Below are 18,167 nucleotides of genomic sequence, written 5' to 3'. Positions count from 1 at the left end.
GGACCAACGTCCTGTTCGCGATGCTCCGCGACGGGACCTTCTACGAGCCCAGAACCCCACACCTCGCTTGACGAAAGACATAGAGGCACCCCCCCGCACCCCACGGCGTCCGCCTCTCGCTCCTATCACCGAAGTACCGGCCTCGCCGGCTGCCGCACCACAGTTCCGCATCGCCGACTACCTCGAGAAGCACGGCCGCACCATCCGCCGTCACCTGTGCCCGCCTGCCTCCTTCTGGCACGCCGCCCACACCCACCTCGTCAACCCTGACGACCTGGGCAACCTCACCGAGGCAGCCGCGCAACGCCACCGCCTGCAGTGGGCCCACCACCTCCGCCACCGCGCCGCCGAACACGGCGACATCAACGCCCTGTACGAGCTGGCCATGATGCGGGAGGAGGCCGGGGACCGGGCAGGGGCCCAGGCCCTGGCCCGGCAGGCCGCCGACCACGGCCACGGCCACACCGACGCCCTGCACCGGCTGGCCATGATGCGGGAGGAGGCCGGGAACCGGGCAGGGGTCGAGGCCCTACTCCGGCAGGCCGCCGACCACGGCAACGCTCGGGCTTTGTACCCGCTGGCCAGGATGACGGAGATGCTCAGACGTCTGTGGCCATACGGCCTGGACCCGGACGGTACGCCGACGCCTCCATGGCAACCGCCATGGGCTCCCACCTTGCTCGGCTGACACCTACCGCCGCCAGACGGATCGCATACCACGCCGCCGTTTGCGGTTGGCGCCGATCCTGCTGGCTTATTCGGTCAGAAGCTGGGATTCGAAGGATCCCGGTTATCCCTGTGGTGATGGCACTCATGAGGCAGGGGCGGGACAGTCTGCGGAAGGCCTTGCCCCCTGATGGCCCCTGGAGAGGCCGGTTCACGCGGCGCGGCCGGGCTCGCGACGTGAGGCGGCGTCCTTGCCTTCAACGGCATCTACACCGCCCCGGCCCACGTCGCGAGGTCTCGCACAGCTCCTCAGTGATCGCCCTTGGGTGGGCGCACGGGGTGTGGCAGTGGCTGACGCCAGTCGCCCAGTGCCGTGAGGAGGAACTGGCGGGCGAGAGAACGTATTTCGTCCCACGCCGGATCTGTGGCCAGGGCGTTGGTCCAGAGTCCGGCCCGGCAGGCGGCATCGATCTCGCCGAGGCGACGGCCGATGGTCTGAAGACCGCACAGCTCCTCGGACTCGAAGACTCCGCGCTCCGTGAGTCCTTCGGAAATGCGGCAGAGCAGCTCCGCTTCTTCAACGACGGACTCCGTCTCCGTCTCCAGCTCACGCTCGCCCAGCCAGGCAAGTTGATCCTGGGTGTCAGCTGCGAGGAGGGTCATAAATCGCAGCGTCCAGGTGCGCTGGTGTGCGTCGCCGAGATCGTTCATACATGCAGGATTGCACCTGACTTGTCATTGGTTTCAATGGCAGCTATGCCGCACGGGACCACGTCACGAGGTTCTGGCGCAGCTCCTCACGCGGCGAGGGAGAGGTCGAGGCGGGCAAGGTGGCTGACGCGGGTGCGGTCGAGCGGGTGGCCGTTCCACCAGGCATCGAGGCGTATGAGGTTGAGCGCGACGGCGGAAAAGACGGGCTCCAGGTGGGTCTTCTGGAGGCCGAGGTAGCGGGCACGTCTCATTCCGTCTTCCGACCGGCATGAGCGTGAGAAAGGACGGTGAGTGCTCTTGCGCGGCCTGGTAGACCAGAAGTGGCGGCGTAGTGCGGCCGCCACCATCACTCTGACCGGGGAGAGCGCACGAGCGAAGGCCCGGCAGCCGCGCCCCAACCGCCCCGCCCCGGCCCGCGCGCATCGCGCCAAGCTACACATGGCTGCGCCATCTTCGGCCTGAAGGTTTGGTGACGGTCCTTCCGGATTCCTCTGCATCTGCCGCCTTCGCGCGAGTACGGTGTCGGCGCGGGCACAGTAGGGCGGTAGGGGGAGGGGCTTTCATGGGGCAGCAGTTGGCGCGGGTGCCACTGGAAGGCGGGGCCTCGATCCTGGTCGAGGCTGCGGAGGACGCGTCCGGGCCGGTGAAGGCTGGCCGGTTCGGGGATGCGATCCGCAGTCTGCCGGTGGGACTGAGCGAGGCACTGGAACCGGTGACTGAGTTGGCCCGCACGGTGCTCACCCGGTTGCGCGACGCGGGGCCCCAGGAGTTGGAGGTCGAATTCGGAGTCGATCTCGCCACGGAGGCCGGAGTTGTGATCACCAGGACGGCGGCTACCTGCCACCTGACGGTCAAGATGCTCTGGCGCAAGGATGACCCCGGCACTGAACCTGATCCCGCGAGGGCGCCCGACGGGTCGAACTGATCCTGTGCAGGCCGAGCACACCGAAGCTCTGACCGCCGCAGTCGCCCAGGTACGCGACCGGGACGGGACGGTGGTGGGGACAGCTTTTCTGGTCGCCGAGGACCTACTGATCAGCTGTGCACACGTCCTGCTCGACGGCGGTTACGGTCCCGGTGATCTGGTGCAGCTGGTCTTCCCGCGCGTGCTCGGCGTCCCGTCGGTACCGGGTCGGGTGCTCGAGGACGGGTGGCGCGACCCGCACCATCAGGATGTCGCCCTGGTGCGGCTCGACGACGCACCGACGGGCGCGGCCCCGCTGGCTCTGGGATCGGCGACAGGCTCCAGTGGGCACCGGGTTCGCTCGCTCGGTTTCCCCCGGCAGGCCCCGCCGGCCGGGCACTTCGGCTCCGCCATGGCGGTCGGGGTACTGCCCGGCACCGATGGCGCTGGCGATCTGCTGCAGCTGACCGATGCCAACGATCTGACCACCGGGTTCAGCGGCGGGCCGGTCCTAGACGAAACGACCGGTCTAGTAGTCGGAATGCTCACCGCGATCACGGCGCCCGACGGTCACGACCGGGGCCAGGGCATTGCCTACGCCACGCCCACCGCAGTGCTGCGGGAAGCCTGGCCTGCACTCGACATGCTCGCCGTGACGCCGTACCCAGGGCTGGAGCCGTTCACCATCGAGGACGCACGCTGGTTCCGCGGCCGGGAGGAGGCAGTGCGCCAGGTCGTGGCGGCTCTGGCAGGCGGGCAGCGAGTGGTGCTGCTTCTAGGGCCTTCCGGTTCGGGCAAGTCCTCGCTGGTCCAGGCGGGCGTGCTGCCCGCGCTGGCGGCTGGGCGGCTGCCGGGCAGCGACCGCTGGCGCCCCATAGTCGTGCGGCCGGGCACCGATCTGCCGACCTCCCTCGAACAGGCCGGCCTGCCCGGAACCGCCACGACCGCGATCGCGTCAGCCGTGACCAACCTGCTGGCCGCCGATTCGACTCATGACCGCGTAGTGCTCGTCGTTGACCAGTTCGAGGAACTCCTCGCACCCACCACCGAACCACAGTCCCGGGACATGGCGACACTTACATGGATCACGGAGGCGATCCGGTCCGCAGCCGCGCTGAGTGTGCTCCTCCTCATGCGCGACGATTTTTATCCCCGGCTGTCCGCGCTGGCCCCCGGACTGCTGCAGGCCGCGCTGGAGACACGCGGCGTGCTCAACGTGCCCGCCACGCTGACCAGCGAAGACCTGGATGCGATCGTCACCGGACCCGCCAATGACCTTCAGGTGAGCTTCGAACCAGGGCTGGCACAGCGGATCGTCTCCGACGTCCTGGCCCTGGGCCCCCGCACAGGCGCGGACGTCGAGGCGCCAGTTACCGTGCTGCCCCTCCTCGAAGTCGCCCTCAGCCGCCTGTGGGAACGCCGCCTGGACCACGGCGGCCGCCTCACCCACGATGCCTACCGCCGCATCGGCGCCGTAACCGGAGCACTGACCGACTGGTACAGCGCCGCCCTGGACAACCTCGACGAGCCGCAGCAGCGCATCGCCCAGCGCGCACTGACAGCGCTGGTCCGCCCCGCCGACCAGGCACTGAACATCCCAGCAGCACGCCAGCAACTCCCACTCGACGAACTACGCGACCTAGCCGCCGACGACGGCACCCCCGAGGCGCTCCACGCCGTCGACGAGGTGCTGACCGTGCTCTCCCAGCGCCGCATCATCACCACCGATCGGGTAGTCGGGGCAGGGCCAGGCGACCCGGACGGGACAGCGACGGTCGAACTGATCCACGACACGCTGATCCGCGACTGGGACGCTTTGCGCCGCTGGGTCGAGCGGGACACCCTGTTTCAAGACTGGCTCCAACGCGCCCGCGCACAGCAAGCCCGCTGGCAGGAACACCGCGAGCCGCGAGACCTGCCCGCCGGAACCCTCCTCGGCGAGGGCACGGACTGGTCGAATCGCCGGCGGCTGCCAGCCGACCTCCTGACCTTCATAAATGCAGGCCGCCGGCGCCAGCAGGCCGCCGTCCGACGCAGCAGACTCCTCAACGCCGTCCTCGCGACCTTCCTCGCCCTGTCTCTGGCTGCCTTGGGGACGGCCTGGTGGCAGCGCCAGGTAGCGCTCACGGCCCAGCACGCCGCCCAGTCCAGGCAGCTAGCCACCCAGTCGAGCGCCCTCCTCGCCACCGACGCCGACCTGGCCTCCCTCCTTGCGATCGCCGCCTATCGCATCAGCCCAACTCCGGAGGCCGCCAGCGCCTTGAGCGCTGCGGCGAGACTTCCCCTGCGCCGCCGCCTCACTGGCCATTCCGCCGCTGTGAACTCGATGGCGTTCAGCCCGGACGGGAAGACCCTCGCCACCGCTGATTACGACGGGACGTTGAGATTATGGGACGTAACCACTGGCAAACCCACTGCCAAGCTAACCGGCGATAACAAATGGGTGGCGTTCAGTCCTGACGGGAAAATCCTCGCCACCGCTGGCGACGGCGGGAGGGTGCGCTTGTGGGACGTCGCCACTCACAAGACCTTCGCCATTTTGAACAGCCACCACAATTTCGTGCACTCGGTGGCATTCAGCCCCAACGGCGAAACCCTCGCCGCTGCTGGCGAGGGCGGGAGGGTGCACCTGTGGGACATCAAGACCCGCAGGGCCACCGTCATCCTGGAAGACCCCAACGGCGCCTTTTTCTCGGTGGCGTTCACTCCTGACGGGAAAACCCTCGCCACCGGCAGCTACGACCAGGGCGCGCGCTTGTGGGACGTGGCCACAGGCAAGACCACGGCCGTCCTGACAACCAGGCACAGTAGAATCCCGGACCGAGTGGACTCTGTGGCGTTCAGCCCCGACGGGAAAACCCTCGCCGTCTCCGGCGAGGGCGACAGTGCGCGCTTGTGGAATGTAGCCACCGGCAAGTCCGCCGCTGTCCTGAAAGGTCACACCGATGAGGTGTGGTCGGTGGCGTTCAGTCCTGACGGGAAAACCCTCGCCACCGGCAGCTACGACCAAAGCGTGCGCTTGTGGGACGTGGCCACAGGCAAGACCACGGCCGTCCTGACCGGGCACACAGACGGACTGCGGTCGGTGGCGTTCAGCCCCGACGGAAAGACCCTCGCCACCGCTAGCTTCGACGGCGGCCTGCGCTTGTGGGACGTGGCCCGCAGCGAAACCAGGACCGTCCTGAGCGGCCACACGGGGCCCGTAGACGCGATGGCGTTCAGCCCTGACGGAAAATCCCTCGCTACCGGCAGTATGGATCATGATGTGCGCCTATGGCACGTAGCCAGCGGCCGAACTACTGCCACCATCACCGGCCACGTCGGATCCCTGAACACGGTGGCGTTCAGTCCCGACGGGAGGATCCTCGCCGCTGGCGGCGACGGCGGCCTGCGCTTGTGGGACGTGACCACTGGCAAGACCACCGCCGTACTAATGGACAGCGGCCCCGTGTACTCGGTGGCGTTCAGCCCAGACGGAAAGACCCTCGCCGTCGCCGGTGAAAGCAAGAACGTGGACTTGTGGGACGTCACCAGCCACAAGTGGACCGCCACCCTGGACAGCCCCAACGATTACGACGAAAACGTGTACTCGGTGGCGTTCAGCCCCGACGGGAAGACCCTCGCCACCGCCGGAGTGGGCGCCAGCGTGAGCCTGTGGGACCTCCCCACCCGCAAGACCACCACCATCCTGAACAGCCACACTCACGCCGTGGAGTCAGTTGCATTTAGCCCCGACGGAAAATCTCTCGCTACCGCCGGCGCGGGAGCGAGCGTGCGCCTGTGGGATGTAAGCACCGGCCGGACCACCGGCACACTCACCGGCCACACCCAGGGTGTGGTCTCGGTGGCGTTCAGCCCCGACGGGAAAACCCTCGCCACCGCCGACCTGAGTGCGAACGCGCAGTTGTGGGATGTGAACGCCGGCAAAGTCACGGCTGTCCTGACCGGGCACACCAAGGGTGTGCGTTTGGTGGCGTTTAGCCCCGACGGGAAAACCGTCGCCACCGGGAGCAGGGACTTTTCCGCTCGACTTTGGGTCTATACGGCACCTGACGCCGCGATGCGCATTCTCTGCGAGGCCGTTGCTCGGGACCTCACGAAAGCAGAGAAGGCGGCCTACCTGCCGTCCGGATCCATCGGGCTGCGTACCTGCTAACCAGCGACCGGCTAATAGGACTCCGTTAGGTCTATCTGGATCTTGGAGTCGTGGGTGGCCTGGCGGGCAGGGCTTGGTGGCAGGTGCACGAGCTGGGGAACGTCTTGCCCGACGGGTATCGCTCCGGGCCCGGACGCCACGAGGCAGTGACTCTCTTCGCGTCCCGCGCGTTCGGCCGTGCCGCCGATCACTCATGAGGGTGCCACGGCCGTAGGAGCCTGTCCGACCGATCATTGCCGCGAGTGGATGGTTCCCCGTGGCGGAACAGGACCCTCCGCGGCCTCGTGAGCCGGACCTTCATGTGCCCGCCCGGCGTGGGATCTTGCGCGGGCACTTGCCCGCCCTCACATCCCGGCCATACCGCCACCCGTGAGGCCCGGAGCCAGCGCCGGGAACCAGAAGACGGCGACGGCCAGGGCGATCGAGGCGATCCCCACGACACGAGCCACCAGATGACCGGCCGGAGCCAGCTTCTCGGTGGTGATCACGGCGGTCAGAGCCACCATGGCCCACAGGTTCATCACGCCGAACGCCGCTAGCAGCACCATCAGCGACCAGCAACAGCCCAGGCAGAAGGCCCCGTGATGGGCTCCCGCGCGCAGATCGCGCGAGGGCCCTGCGTACGAGGCGTAGCGCAGCATCAGCGCGATCGGCGAGCGGCACCTCGCCAGGCAGCGGTCTTTGAGGGGCGTGAGCTGGTAGACACCGTTGACCGCGAACAGCGTCGCGGCCACTGCGGTCCCTGCCGAAGCGGGGAGGTACTCCACTCGGCCCAGGCCGACGGCCAGCCCGTATGCCGGCAGCCCGGCCGCGGCCCAGACAAGCAGGTAGCCGACCGTGAAAACGACCATGCGCGGAGTTCGGTGCAGGGTGATGGTACGTGCGTACAGCGCGCCGACGGGCGCCGTGGCGGGCAGCATCATCGCAGTCATCATCAGCGTCCACACGGCCAGGAAAGCGGGCAGGCTCAGGCCCATTGTGCCCGGCATCGCCTCCATGCCGCCCCAGCGTGTCACCACCCAGACCCAGGCGGCAGCCGCCGCGAGCAGCAGCAGTCCGGCAGGACTCGCCCCGCGGCGGAGGGTGACCGGCCGACCGGTCACGCGGACCATGTGAAGGGCGCCGAGTGTCCGTTGCCGCCGGAGAAGTCCCAGGATCGGCCGTACACGCCGTCACCCGTCGCCCGGGTGGACCGGGCAATGGTCAGCGTGCTGTTCGCCGGGTGGAACATGCCGGTCAGGCTCATGACCGGACCGTCCTCGCCGTACTGAGGGGCAACCTGGTCCTCGATCTCGATGTCGATGGTGTCGCCCACCCGCGCGGCGTGGCGGCGGCCGTCGTCGCGGTAGCCAATGGGAACGCGCTCCATCCCGAGGACCTCGCCGATGAGCGGGGTGAGCGCCGCCATCGGCCCGCCGGCCTGGCCGGAGAAGACCTTGCCCAGCGCCTCCGCCTGGCCGTCGTCAGCCGAAGCATCGAAGTACAGCGCCACCTGCCAGCCACCGTCGGCCATCACGCGGGGCGCGTCGATGAAAATGGCGACGCTGCGGTCGGAGACGTCCACGCCGTCCACGTTCCCGCTGTCCACGTGGAACGCCAAGGTCACCTGGCAGCGCTCGTGGTCGGCCGGTGCGGTGAGGCCCGAGGTGGTGCAGGGGCACACCACGTTGCAGTTGCAGCTCTCCAGATATGTGCCGTTCAGATTCCAGGACATGGCTCTACCTCCCCTTCACAGGGTCCGCGCCATCCCGGTGTGGCTCTTCTCCAGGCTATTCCCGGCAACACCGCTCCCGCCGATCGGCCGACAACCAGCTCACCGTCCTGACACCTGCTCGTGGGAGCGACCGTGGCGGCCGGGTCGACTAGCTCGTCGCTCTCACAGTCGAGACGCCGAAGGTCTCAGCTGAACTGGTCACTGCGGCTCAAGAGCCCGACCTGGGGTCAGATCAGTGGAGACGGGGCATCCGGACGATTGCCGTTCCCGGCGTCGCCCTCGCCGTATGTGCCGATCGTCAAAACACCGACGCCGGGTCCACCGGCCAGATGGCAGCACGGGCCCGGCGGACCAGGCGGTGAGCGGCCCCAGCCCTTCCGGCCGCTTCACCAGGTCGTCCCGCGCCGGGGCCGGGGCGGGCAGCAGCTTGCGGGCGACGGGCTGCGTCGGCTCGGGCGGGGTCTGCAGGCTCGGGCGGGGTTTGCAGGAACGCGTCCAGGACGTCGGTCACCGCGCGGGCGTGCTTGGCACCGGAGGCCGCCGCCGCCTTCGCGGTGCCGCCCATCTCCCTCGCCGGGCGGTCCAGCACCACGGCCGCCGCCTCCAGCCCGGCCGGGGTCAGCGTCCACAGCTTCTCAGTCACCCGCACGCCGGCCTCGTTCACCCGCACCGCGCTGCCCGGCGAGATCACCAGGCGTTCGTCCTCGAGGTCCTTCAGCCCGCCGCGCACGGTCGCCGCGTCCATCACCGACCGCCGTCCCACCCGGTCTAGCACATCCTGCACTGGTCGACCTGGCGCCGCAGACGCCAACACCAAGCGCGCATCAGCCACTACAACTGCGCGGACACAGCCCCTGAAAACTGCCCAGCAATCAGGACAAGCACCGTTGCAGTAACCGTGACTGCTGGCCAGGTTCGTCGTTGATGTGGTTATGGGTGGGGACCTTGCTGATGTGCGTGGGTGGGCGAGTGAACTGGATGCGGTGCATGGGCGGTTCGTGCACCGTTTCAACAGGTCGGAGCCGCGTGAATCTGCTCTGGCCTATATGCGGGGGCTGATCGCTCCGCTGGCGCGCAAGAACGGCTGGACGCTGGCCGAGGAGGCGGGCCATGACGGGCCGGACCGCATCCAGCGGATGCTGAACCGGATCGAGTGGGACGAGGTCCTCGACGACGTGCGTACATACGTGGTCGACAACCTCGGCGACCGGGACGCAGTGCTCATCGTCGACGACACCGGCTTCCTGAAGAAGGGCACCCGCTCGGCAGGAGTGCAACGGCAGTATTCCGGCACCGCGGGCCGCACCGAGAACTCCCAGATCGGCGTCTTCCTCGCCTACGCCGCCGGTCGCGGACGCACCCTGATCGACCGGCGGCTGTATCTGCCCACGTCCTGGACGGACGACCGGGAACGCTGCCGCCGCGCGGGCATCGGCGACGAGATCGCCTTCGAGACGAAGGTGGCCATGGCCAAGGCGATGGTCCGCAAGGCGATCGCCGACAGGATTCCCTTCGCCTGGGTGACCGCGGATGCCGCCTACGGCTTCAGCAAGGGCTGGCGATACGAACTCGAACAGGCCGACGTCTTCCACGTCATGGCCACCACGAGGCACGACACGGTCGTCACCCGCTGGGCACTCGACCACCCCGTCCACGACCTGTTTCCCGGCCTGCCACGGCAGAAGTGGAAGCGTCGTTCCTGCGGCGAGGGAGCCCACGGCCGTCGGGTCTATGACTGGGCCCGCGTCGAGGTGAGGCCCTGGCACCGCGAAGACCGCCGGCACTGGGTTCTCGCCCGCCGCAGCGTGAGCAGGCCCGAGCAGATCTCCTACTACATCGCCTACTGCCCCGCCGACACCACACTCGACGAGCTGATCCGCATCGCCGGAAGCCGATGGGCGGTCGAGGAATGCTTCCAGACGGCAAAGCAGGAATGCGGCCTGGACGACTACCAGGTCCGCCGATATCCCGGCTGGCACCGCCACATGACCCTCGCCATGGCCGCCCACGCCTGCCTCACCGTCCTGCGCGCCCGCCAGCTGGACACGGACAAAGCAGAAACGGATCCTCCCAGCTCATCCACCTCAGCCTCGCCGAGATCCGACGACTGATCACCCGCCTCACCAAACGCCAGCCCACCCCGATCGACCACATCCTGCACTGGTCGACCTGGCGCCGCAGACGCCAACACCAAGCCCGCATCAGCCACTACAAACGACGCGACCACAGCCCCTGAAAACTGCCCAACACTCAGAACAGACACCGTTGCAGTACTAAGGCGCCCGGGGCGGGGCAGGGGGCCCGTAGGCTCCTGTCGAGATTCCGCCGTGATCTCCCGGTGGCGCGGTTGCCGAGGAGCGCGTGCGTCCTGGCTGGTCACGGTGGTTCCGTTCATCGCATTTGGCGAGGCCTGTTCGCGATAGACGGCGAATCCGTGGTCGCTACGCCCAGTTCGGCAGGCAAACCGCAGGTGTGAATGAGCGTTTCAGTGGACGAAGTTCGTCACCTGTCGCGTGCAGCTGGCGGCGCGCGGGTCACAGGCGGAGGACGATCAGGGCGATGTCGTCGCGGGCGCCACTGCTGACGCCGAGGTGCGCAAGCAGAGCGTCGGCGAGTCGTTCGGGGCTGTGGCGGGCATGGCGGGCGAGCGCGTCGGTGAGGCGTTGCAGGCCGGCATCGATGTCCTCGCCGCGGCGTTCGATGAGACCGTCGGTGTAGAGCACGAAGGTGTCGCCAGGCGTGTAGGGCAGGTCGGCCTGGAGGCGGGGGACGGGTTCGGGGCGGGCCCCCAGCGGAGGGTCGGTGGCCTGGTCCAGAAGCTCGCAGGTGCCGTCCGGGTGGAGCAGGACGGGAGGCGGGTGACCGGCGCAGCTGTACACAATGCGGCGAGCGCGGGTATCGATGACGGCTTGGACGACGGTGGTGGCCAGCGCACCCTCCACATAGCGCGCATACCGGCCCAGGACGTCCAGGGCTCTCGCGGGCCCGTCGACCGCCCGGACGACGGCGGACAACGCGCTGCGCAGCATGCCCATGACGGCGGCGGCCTCCAAACCGTGGCCGACGACGTCACCGACCGCGACGGCGAATCTGTTCTCGGGCAGGTCGACCACCTCGTACCAGTCCCCGCACACGTTCAGTGACCCGGCGGCGGGCAGGTAGCGCACCGCGGTGTCCCGGTGCCGGGCCAGGTGGGGCGAGTGGAGCATGGCTTCCTGCAGGGTGACGGCAACCTGGCGTTCCCGGGCGTGAGCCTGGCGCAGTTCCTCGTTCAGTCGATGGAGCTGGCGCGCCCGCGCGTACAGCTCGACCTCCATCGCCTCCACGTCACTGAGCGCCCCGCCTCCTCGCCGACGAGGGTGGGAGAGGATGAACGAGGTCACGTCCTCCCCCCGGTGGAGGATCCACTCCACCTGCCCGTCCGGCCCGAGCACCGGTGTGTTGATCGCGGACCACCACCGCTCCTCGAACACTCCGGGCCGGTCGGCCACGGGAATGTCGTACTTCATCGGCGCCATCGTGTCCGGCACCTTCGAGCGCAGGACCCCGTGCAGGGAAGCGTGCAAATTCCGCACCCCGTCAGCATCCGGGTCCGCCGGATTGTCAGGGAAGGCATCGAAGAGGTACCGCCCGAGCAGGTCCTCCCGAGTGCGGCCCGTCACCCGGCAGGCCGCCTCATTGACGTCGCGGAGCACCAGATCCGGGCCCAGCACCATGCAGGGGCTGGGGGTGACCGAGAACAGCGCCTGGTAGTCGATCCCCGGCCTCGCCATACAGGGTGGCCGGGCATCCTCAGCAGGGCTGGTCTCGTCCCTCACCCTTACGTTCTACCGTTCGTGGGCGTCCTCGGCACCTGGGCGTCTCGCCTGCCCTCTCCTCGTAAGCATCTGTCACGTGCCCTCATGACGACGGCCTCCAGAGACCGCAAGGCGCTGGCGCAATCGCGCCGGACGGTTGCCCGCCACCTCTGCCGATCAGCTCGCCAATTCAAGCGTCACAACAGGTCGTGTGATCACTCGGGCCGGACTCGCCAACTTGTTCCATGTCGCCCTCGGCAACGCGGCCATCCCGGGGCGGGCTCTGCCGGGGCGACCGTCGACAGCTGGGGGCGGTTCATGGGGGCGAGCTTCGTCGGCTACGGACTGGCCTGGCTCTGGGCCGCCCGGCAGCGGCCGATCCCGGCGACGGCGGTGCGCGCCCTCTCCGCCGCCTTCCTGCTCGGTGGGCTCGGCCGGCTGATCTCCCTGGCCGTCCACGGCTGGCCGCAGTGGTTCCAGATCGCGCTCGCGGTGATCGAGATCGTGGCGCCGGGCGGGACGATGGCGCTGGGAGCCCACGCCGAAAGCAGCGGCGGTGGCGTCGACCGCCGGCAGCGGACCGGATGCGGTGGAGGCGGGTGTCAACCTGTCGTCCAAGGCCGGAGCCTGTCTCAAAAAGTCCCTCTGAGAGGGCGCGAGTATTGGATCAGTCGGAGATGCGTATGACATCCAGGGTTCCGTCGTTCCCGCGATCAGCGCGGAATGATCAAGGCATCTTCCCCGAACGTCACATCTCTGACATGGTGCTCACGATTCTTGATTGCCCAGTGTCCGCGTACGCGTACGCGTTCCGCCAGGTCAGCGGCTGTCGCCTGGTGGACCGTCAGGCTGCTGACCGCGTAAACGCGTGCGAGTGAGACCTTCCCCGTGCGCACGGTGCGCCGTCTGCGGACGATCAGGTGAAGTCTGTGCGTGCTTCCCCTGGGGTGCATCGGATACTGCCACGTCCGGACCGTAACGGTGACGAGACCTACAAAGAACCGATCCAGCGTGTGACTCTGACCCCCTGGCTCGCCCGCGCCATCCGGAGCTAAGCGCGAGCTGGCCGCCGCCGCTGCCCCCCACCGGGTGCCGGTGCCGGTGATGTGCCGGGTGCGAGGGCCGGGCCGCCAGCCCTACTGCCGGTGCCACGATGACCTGGTGGGGCAGATCTTAACCGCAGCCGGGCCCACTGACTTCCTCGGATTGTTGTCGGCTGCTGGGTGAGGCTCAGTCTGGTGCCGGCCAGGCAACTATCGATGAGGTCGGGCCGGAGCTGGATATGACGTAAGCCCCGGCGGAGGGTGCGTTCGAGGTGCTCGTCGTCGGTGAAGGCGACGTTGGCGAGCGGCCCGCGCCGTAACAGCGACCAGATACCCTCGACCGGGTTCAAGTCCGGTGCATAAGAGGGCAGCTGGACGATCGTGAGCCGGTCGTGTGCGGCCGCGTACTCACGCATCCCGGCGGCCCGGTGGACGTTGAGGATGCCCCTATGTTGCGTCAAGTGGCCGAGGGCCGGGCAGCAGAGGCTGATGCCGATTGGATCTGGCGGTAGATCTCGCGGGCGACGTAGCGTTTGAGGCAGCGGATGATCTCGCGTTTGGACATGCCCTGTTTTGTGCGTCGTTCGAGGTAGAGGCGTGTGCGGTCGTCCCCGCGGAGGCGGGTTATGACGATGCGGTAGAGGGCGGCGTTGGCCTGTCGGTTTCCTCCGCGGTTCAGCCTGCGACGCTAGGTTTTCCCGGAGGACTGCTCGACGGGGCTGACGCCGCACAGAGCGGCGAATGATGCCTCGCTGGCCAGCCGTTCCGGGTTGTCGCCGGCGGCGATCAGCAGGGCAGCGGCACTGTCGGGCCCGACGCCGATGACATCCAGGAGCTGTGGATGCCAGATGCGGACGGCCTTGGTGGTCCGGCGGGCGAGTTCCTTGACCTCGGCGGTCAGCTGCTGGATGCGTCGGGCCAGTAGCCGGAGCGTGAACACGGCTGCATCGTCGCCGTCGGGAAGGTCAGCGCACGTGGCGATCAAGGCTGTGTTGCCGAGGTTGGACAGGGCCTCGCGCAGCTCGGGATCGACGCCGAGGAGTACGGCCTTGAGCTGGTTCTTCGCCTGCGTGCGGGCCTTGACGGCCGATTCCTTCGCCAGCCGGAGCACACGCATGTCGGCCGCAGGGCCCTCGCCGGATTTGGGTATAACTTCAGCGCGCCCGGACAGCACCGCACGGGCGGCGGCCTCCGCGTCGACGGCGTCGGTCTTGCCGCGCTTGCGGCGGATGGCGCGGTCTGGCTGGTTGACCTCGATGACCTGGACGTTCTCCCGCTTCAGGTAGCGTGCCAGGGCCGCTCCGTAGGATCCGGTGCATTCCACACCTGCGCGGTGCAAGGCGCCGAAAGAGCAGGCCCAGTGCAGGAGTTGGCGGTATCCGGCGGCGGTGGCCGGGAACTCTTGATGGGCCAGCATTACCCCGAGCGCCGTGATCACGGCGGCGACATGCACGTCCTTATGGGTGTCCACCCCCAGGATCACGTCCTCCGCCGGCGGATCTTCCGGCTGTGTGGGCAGAGTCGGCTGGGGCATGCTGGTGATGGTCACGCGGCTCCTCGATCGGCACGGGGCTGTGGCCGACGTCGGGCCGGTGGGCGGTCAGAACTGTGACGGTGCCTTGTGAGGCAAGGCCCCTATCGGGACACATCCACCGGTCCGGCGGCAGCAAGCACCGCCCGGGACCAGGGCCGACAGATCCTTAAAAAGGCAGCCTGGGCCAGTTGTCCCACGGGTCAGACCCTGGCCCCGGACGGCGCCCCATGAGTCTCACAGTTGTCCCAGATCAGGACGATGGGGGCCTGGAGTTGGATGTGGGCCCGGACGATCAAGCGGACTCCAGCGCGGCCACGGCGAGGCTGGACTTCATCCGGGCGTGGATGGAGTAGCCCACAGTACGGACCACACCGCAAACGACGAGGTCAGACGCCTTGTGCTATCCGGCCCTCGACGCCAGCCGCATGTCGCGGTTCGGTGCGGGCCGGTGAGGCGGCCGGAGCGCACGACGGCTCTGTTGACTCCCGCCCCTCCCCATGGGAGACGTAGAGGGGAATGTCGGGGCGAGGGGGGCACGATGTATCGACGGGGGCCACTGTGGTGGGCAGCAGGCTTAGTGATGTCTGTGATCGTCATATGGGGGACCGTCGGGTGCACATCGGCGCGTCCTGTCAGTACCCGGGCGGTGATCACTGTTGACAGGCCGGTCGCACTGGCCGATGAGCCAGTGAACATAAGAGTCACACACCTCGCCCCGCAAGGCCGGATCGTCGTGCACTCCTCCGCGACCGCGTACGACGGGCAGGTCTGGAAAGCAAAAGCGACCTTTGCTGCAGACGAGGACGGTGTTGTCGATCTCACCACGTCGCGACCGGAATCGGGGACCTACCACAAGGTCGACGGCATGGGACTATTGTCGTCGATGAGGCCGCCGTCCGGCGATCCCAACCTGGCCTCCTTCGCCCCTCTCTACCCAGATCTCGCCCCCTCCTTCAACGTGCGGATCGCTGTCACCGCGCACGGGCGCTCACTTGCGGACCGCACCCTTACCCGCGTATGGGCGAAGCCGGGTGTCCGCAGCACGGACCTTTCCCTGGCGCACGACAAGGTGGTCGGGAAGCTGTTCCTGCCCCCTCCTGGTGCCCCGCGCCATCCGGGAGTGCTGGCTTTTGGTGGATCGGAGGGCGGAATCAGCATGAAGTTCGAGGCCGCGCTGCTGGCCTCCCACGGCTATCCGACGCTGGCACTGGGCTACTTCCGCGTGCCCGGTCTGCCCACGACCCTGCACGACATCCCGCTGGAATATTTCGCCACCGCTGCGCGCCTGCTGGCCGCACAGCCGTCCACAGACCCCGCCCACATCATCGCGATAGGCTACTCGCGCGGCAGCGAGGCCGCTCTGCTCCTGGCCGAGGACTACCCCCAGCTCGTCCACGGAACTGTCGTGTACTCGCCCTCCTCTAGGGTCATTCCAGGCTTCCCGCACGGCGGCAACGCCTGGACCTACCAAGGCCAGCCGGTCCCCCAGAACCTCATACCACTGGACCATCTCAGCGGGCCGCTGCTGTCCATCGCCGGCGCCGACGACGCCCTGTGGGCATCCCCCGCCTCCGCCCGGCAGATCGCCGCCCAACTGCACGCCATCCACGACCGCTACCCCCACCAAACCCTCATCTACCCAGGGGCAGGACACGGCGTGGGAACCTTCCCCTACCTTCCACGGGCCATCTCAGTGGTCAACCCCACCACCGGCCAGAAAACCGAGCTCGGCGGGACCCGCGCCTCCGACGCCGCCGCGCGCGAGCAGGGCTGGCCCCACGTTCTCTCGTTCCTCGCCAACACCCCACACTGATCCCTGCAGACTGCCCGGCGACGCACTGGGGACGGGAGTGTCTACCTGACTTCGGCTCGTCAGGGTGACTTTGGATCATCGAGGGCCAGGCCGGTGCCGGTAATGAAGCCGTCGAACCCTGCGGGCGAGGAGCACAGCCCGACCTCCGCCCCGCGAATGCCCGGCGCCGGATTCGTCGCGAGAGTCGGGCGCTCTTGCGGTAGTCGCCGTTCCATTTCCATGTCGCCTTGTCGCACTTCCGTCCACTGGCGGCCCGTCAGCGTAGTACCGCAGTAAATGCCGGATTTGCCGCGGTGGAGCCCCTGCCGTGATCATCGCGACCCGCGGCGGGGCATTCCGGCCGCCGGGGTGAGGTGTACGCATTTACTGCGGCAGTGCCGGGAGGGCGGAGCGGGCATGACGATCGAACCGGTGACCGAACTCGAGAGCGGGGGCGCGTTGCGGTTGCCGTGCGCCCGCGTCGTGCCCATGTCCGCCCCTCCCGCGTCGTACACCGCGGCGGTCGAGCGGTATCTCACCGGCGCGGGCATCGCGAAGTCCTCCGCGCGGATCTACCGGATCTCGCTGACGACGTGGGGGTGGATGCTCGCCGGGGAACCGGCGCCGACCGGCCCGGCCCGCCGGGGCGCGAAGCCGCCCGTCTTCCCCGTCGCCACGATCGACGACCCGCGCTGCCGGAGGTCCTGGCGGAGCTGGCGGCAGCGCGGGCGGACGAGATGGACGCCGACACCGTCAACCGGGAACTGTCCATCGCACGCAAGGCGATCGGCTGGTGGCCACGCCAGGGCTGGATCGACGGAGACCCGACGATCGGCATCGAGCGGCGGCCGGCACCGCCGGACCGCACCAAGGCCCTGGCCGAGAACCAGATCACCGCACTGTGGCGCCTCGACGTCGCCCTGCGGGAGAAGACGCAGTGGAAGATGCTCGCAGGACAATCGCGGAAGGATCACCGCCAAGGGCGGCGCGGCCGAGTGGATTCACTGGCAGTCCGGCACCGCCCAGCTGCTGCCCCGACTCATCGCCCGCCGCACCCGCGGCCCGCTGTTCCTCACCGACCGCAAGGCCCCGGCCGGAACACCGACGCTCGACGTGTGCCCGGAGACCGGCCGGGCTCGGCTCTCCTATCGCCGGGCTGAGGAGATCTTCGAGGAGAACACCCGGCTGCTGGCCAACCCCCTCGCCTCACCCGACGACATCGAGGGCCTGGACGACTGGACGCTTCACCAGCTAGGTAACGGTGCCCTGACACACGACGCGGAGGACGGCACCTCTACCCCGATGCTGCTGGCCCGCTCCCGCCACGCATCCGTCCGCTCCCTGGAGCGGTACGCCCGTCCCGGCGTCGACTCCGTCGCCCGGCACGTCGCCGAACGCGACCCCGCTGCACGCCGCTGCACGTAAATCCGAGCAGATCAAGGCTTCAAGATCATCTCGTTGCCCCTTTGGCGCGCATCTCGGTCACACCCCTCGTGGGGGACGAACAGTTCTGGGATCTGGTGTGGCCCGACGTCGAAGGGCTGGTCATCGAGTCAAACGCCGGTCCTGCGGACGAGCGTCCTTGGGCCTCCTGCGCACCTTCGTCCTCGCTCAACCGCCATGACCAAGCATTGAAGGTGGCTGTCAGTTACTGACCTCTTCGGGGTGTTGTCGGGGGTGGTGACGGGTGGTGATCCCTGCGGTAGGCCGGTGGTATGCGGTACGCGCAGGGTGGCGGACTGACCGCCGAGAGGCGGCGGTTACGCGAACGGATCCGGTACGAGGCGGGCGAGCGGTTTGGGCGCGGTGAGAGAAACGCGCCGATCGCGAAGGATCTGCGGGTGAGCGAG

General features: G+C 68.4%; 13 protein-coding genes and 2 pseudogenes. 7 read left to right on the top strand and 8 right to left on the bottom strand.

Annotated features, from left to right (window positions below; genetic code table 11):
• Positions 1-67 precede the first annotated feature (67 nt).
• Complete coding sequence (locus ABZT06_RS49315) at positions 68-688, top strand: hypothetical protein (protein ID WP_355756187.1); 621 nt, start codon at positions 68-70, stop codon at positions 686-688.
• Between the two features lie 287 nt (positions 689-975).
• On the opposite strand, the gene ABZT06_RS49310 is transcribed toward ABZT06_RS49315, so the two are convergent.
• Together ABZT06_RS49310 and ABZT06_RS49305 are read right to left on the bottom strand one after the other, a co-directional pair.
• Positions 976-1,377 (bottom strand): hypothetical protein, encoded by a 402-nt coding sequence (locus ABZT06_RS49310; RefSeq protein WP_355756185.1) that lies wholly within the window; start codon positions 1,375-1,377, stop codon positions 976-978.
• Positions 1,378-1,463: 86 nt separating this feature from the next.
• A complete protein-coding gene (locus ABZT06_RS49305) occupies positions 1,464-1,628 on the bottom strand; it encodes a hypothetical protein (RefSeq protein ID WP_355756189.1) in 165 nt (54 codons plus the stop codon).
• Positions 1,629-1,939: 311 nt separating this feature from the next.
• Between ABZT06_RS49305 and ABZT06_RS49300 the strand changes: the two genes are divergently transcribed.
• Both ABZT06_RS49300 and ABZT06_RS49295 read left to right on the top strand, forming a co-directional pair.
• A complete protein-coding gene (locus ABZT06_RS49300; RefSeq protein WP_355756183.1) occupies positions 1,940-2,302 on the top strand; it encodes a CU044_2847 family protein in 363 nt (120 codons plus the stop codon).
• 4 nt (positions 2,303-2,306) lie between these two features.
• A complete protein-coding gene (locus tag ABZT06_RS49295; protein ID WP_355756181.1) occupies positions 2,307-6,437 on the top strand; it encodes a trypsin-like peptidase domain-containing protein in 4,131 nt (1,376 codons plus the stop codon).
• A gap of 344 nt (positions 6,438-6,781) precedes the next feature.
• Here the strand turns inward: ABZT06_RS49295 and ABZT06_RS49290 are convergent, their stop codons facing one another.
• The 3 genes from ABZT06_RS49290 to ABZT06_RS49280 form a co-directional block, all read right to left on the bottom strand.
• The gene (locus ABZT06_RS49290; RefSeq protein WP_355756178.1) at positions 6,782-7,549 is read right to left on the bottom strand and encodes a DUF2182 domain-containing protein; all 768 of its coding nucleotides are present in this window, start codon (positions 7,547-7,549) and stop codon (positions 6,782-6,784) included.
• On the bottom strand, positions 7,537-8,151 hold the full coding sequence (locus ABZT06_RS49285) for a DUF1326 domain-containing protein (protein WP_355756176.1): 615 nt from the start codon (positions 8,149-8,151) through the stop codon (positions 7,537-7,539). The genes ABZT06_RS49290 and ABZT06_RS49285 overlap by 13 nt, the downstream gene beginning before the upstream one ends.
• Before the next feature lie 298 nt (positions 8,152-8,449).
• On the bottom strand, positions 8,450-8,935 hold the full coding sequence (locus ABZT06_RS49280; protein WP_355756174.1) for a hypothetical protein: 486 nt from the start codon (positions 8,933-8,935) through the stop codon (positions 8,450-8,452).
• A gap of 148 nt (positions 8,936-9,083) precedes the next feature.
• Between ABZT06_RS49280 and ABZT06_RS49275 the strand changes: the two genes are divergently transcribed.
• Complete coding sequence (locus ABZT06_RS49275) at positions 9,084-10,262, top strand: IS701 family transposase (RefSeq protein WP_355756171.1); 1,179 nt, start codon at positions 9,084-9,086, stop codon at positions 10,260-10,262.
• A gap of 423 nt (positions 10,263-10,685) precedes the next feature.
• On the opposite strand, the gene ABZT06_RS49270 is transcribed toward ABZT06_RS49275, so the two are convergent.
• On the bottom strand, positions 10,686-11,924 hold the full coding sequence (locus ABZT06_RS49270) for a SpoIIE family protein phosphatase (RefSeq protein WP_355756169.1): 1,239 nt from the start codon (positions 11,922-11,924) through the stop codon (positions 10,686-10,688).
• A 235-nt stretch (positions 11,925-12,159) separates the two neighbouring features.
• Between ABZT06_RS49270 and ABZT06_RS49265 the strand changes: the two are divergent.
• Positions 12,160-12,452, top strand: a pseudogene (locus ABZT06_RS49265) (DUF4345 domain-containing protein); the annotation flags it as partial.
• Between the two features lie 721 nt (positions 12,453-13,173).
• Here ABZT06_RS49265 and ABZT06_RS49260 read toward each other — a convergent pair.
• A pseudogene (locus tag ABZT06_RS49260) lies at positions 13,174-13,431 on the bottom strand (transposase); the annotation flags it as partial.
• Positions 13,432-13,679: 248 nt separating this feature from the next.
• The gene (locus ABZT06_RS49255; RefSeq protein WP_355756167.1) at positions 13,680-14,540 is read right to left on the bottom strand and encodes an IS110 family transposase; all 861 of its coding nucleotides are present in this window, start codon (positions 14,538-14,540) and stop codon (positions 13,680-13,682) included.
• 673 nt (positions 14,541-15,213) lie between these two features.
• On the opposite strand from ABZT06_RS49255, the gene ABZT06_RS49250 reads away from it, so the two are divergent.
• Both ABZT06_RS49250 and ABZT06_RS49245 read left to right on the top strand, forming a co-directional pair.
• Positions 15,214-16,338 (top strand): acyl-CoA thioesterase/bile acid-CoA:amino acid N-acyltransferase family protein, encoded by a 1,125-nt coding sequence (locus ABZT06_RS49250; protein WP_355756166.1) that lies wholly within the window; start codon positions 15,214-15,216, stop codon positions 16,336-16,338.
• 396 nt (positions 16,339-16,734) lie between these two features.
• Positions 16,735-17,742, top strand: coding sequence for a site-specific recombinase (locus tag ABZT06_RS49245; protein ID WP_355756164.1), 1,008 nt, complete (start codon positions 16,735-16,737; stop codon positions 17,740-17,742).
• Positions 17,743-18,167: the final 425 nt, after the last annotated feature.

The sequence above is a fragment of the Streptomyces sp. NPDC005483 genome (assembly GCF_040606035.1).
Classification (GTDB): Bacteria; Actinomycetota; Actinomycetes; order Streptomycetales; family Streptomycetaceae; genus Streptomyces.
The sequence above is the reverse complement of the archived record's forward strand: the minus strand, read 5'-3'. Positions and strand labels throughout refer to the sequence as shown.

What these genes read in the sequence shown, in the direction of transcription:
- ABZT06_RS49300 (WP_355756183.1), top strand. Translation starts at nt 1,940, where the DNA reads ATGGGGCAGCAGTTGGCGCGGGTGCCACTGGAAGGCGGGGCCTCGATC.
- ABZT06_RS49290 (WP_355756178.1), bottom strand. Translation starts at nt 7,549, where the DNA reads ATGGTCCGCGTGACCGGTCGGCCGGTCACCCTCCGCCGCGGGGCGAGT.
- ABZT06_RS49270 (WP_355756169.1), bottom strand. Translation starts at nt 11,924, where the DNA reads ATGGCGAGGCCGGGGATCGACTACCAGGCGCTGTTCTCGGTCACCCCC.
- ABZT06_RS49310 (WP_355756185.1), bottom strand. Translation starts at nt 1,377, where the DNA reads ATGAACGATCTCGGCGACGCACACCAGCGCACCTGGACGCTGCGATTT.
- ABZT06_RS49275 (WP_355756171.1), top strand. Translation starts at nt 9,084, where the DNA reads ATGGGTGGGGACCTTGCTGATGTGCGTGGGTGGGCGAGTGAACTGGAT.
- ABZT06_RS49285 (WP_355756176.1), bottom strand. Translation starts at nt 8,151, where the DNA reads ATGTCCTGGAATCTGAACGGCACATATCTGGAGAGCTGCAACTGCAAC.
- ABZT06_RS49245 (WP_355756164.1), top strand. Translation starts at nt 16,735, where the DNA reads ATGACGATCGAACCGGTGACCGAACTCGAGAGCGGGGGCGCGTTGCGG.
- ABZT06_RS49305 (WP_355756189.1), bottom strand. Translation starts at nt 1,628, where the DNA reads ATGAGACGTGCCCGCTACCTCGGCCTCCAGAAGACCCACCTGGAGCCC.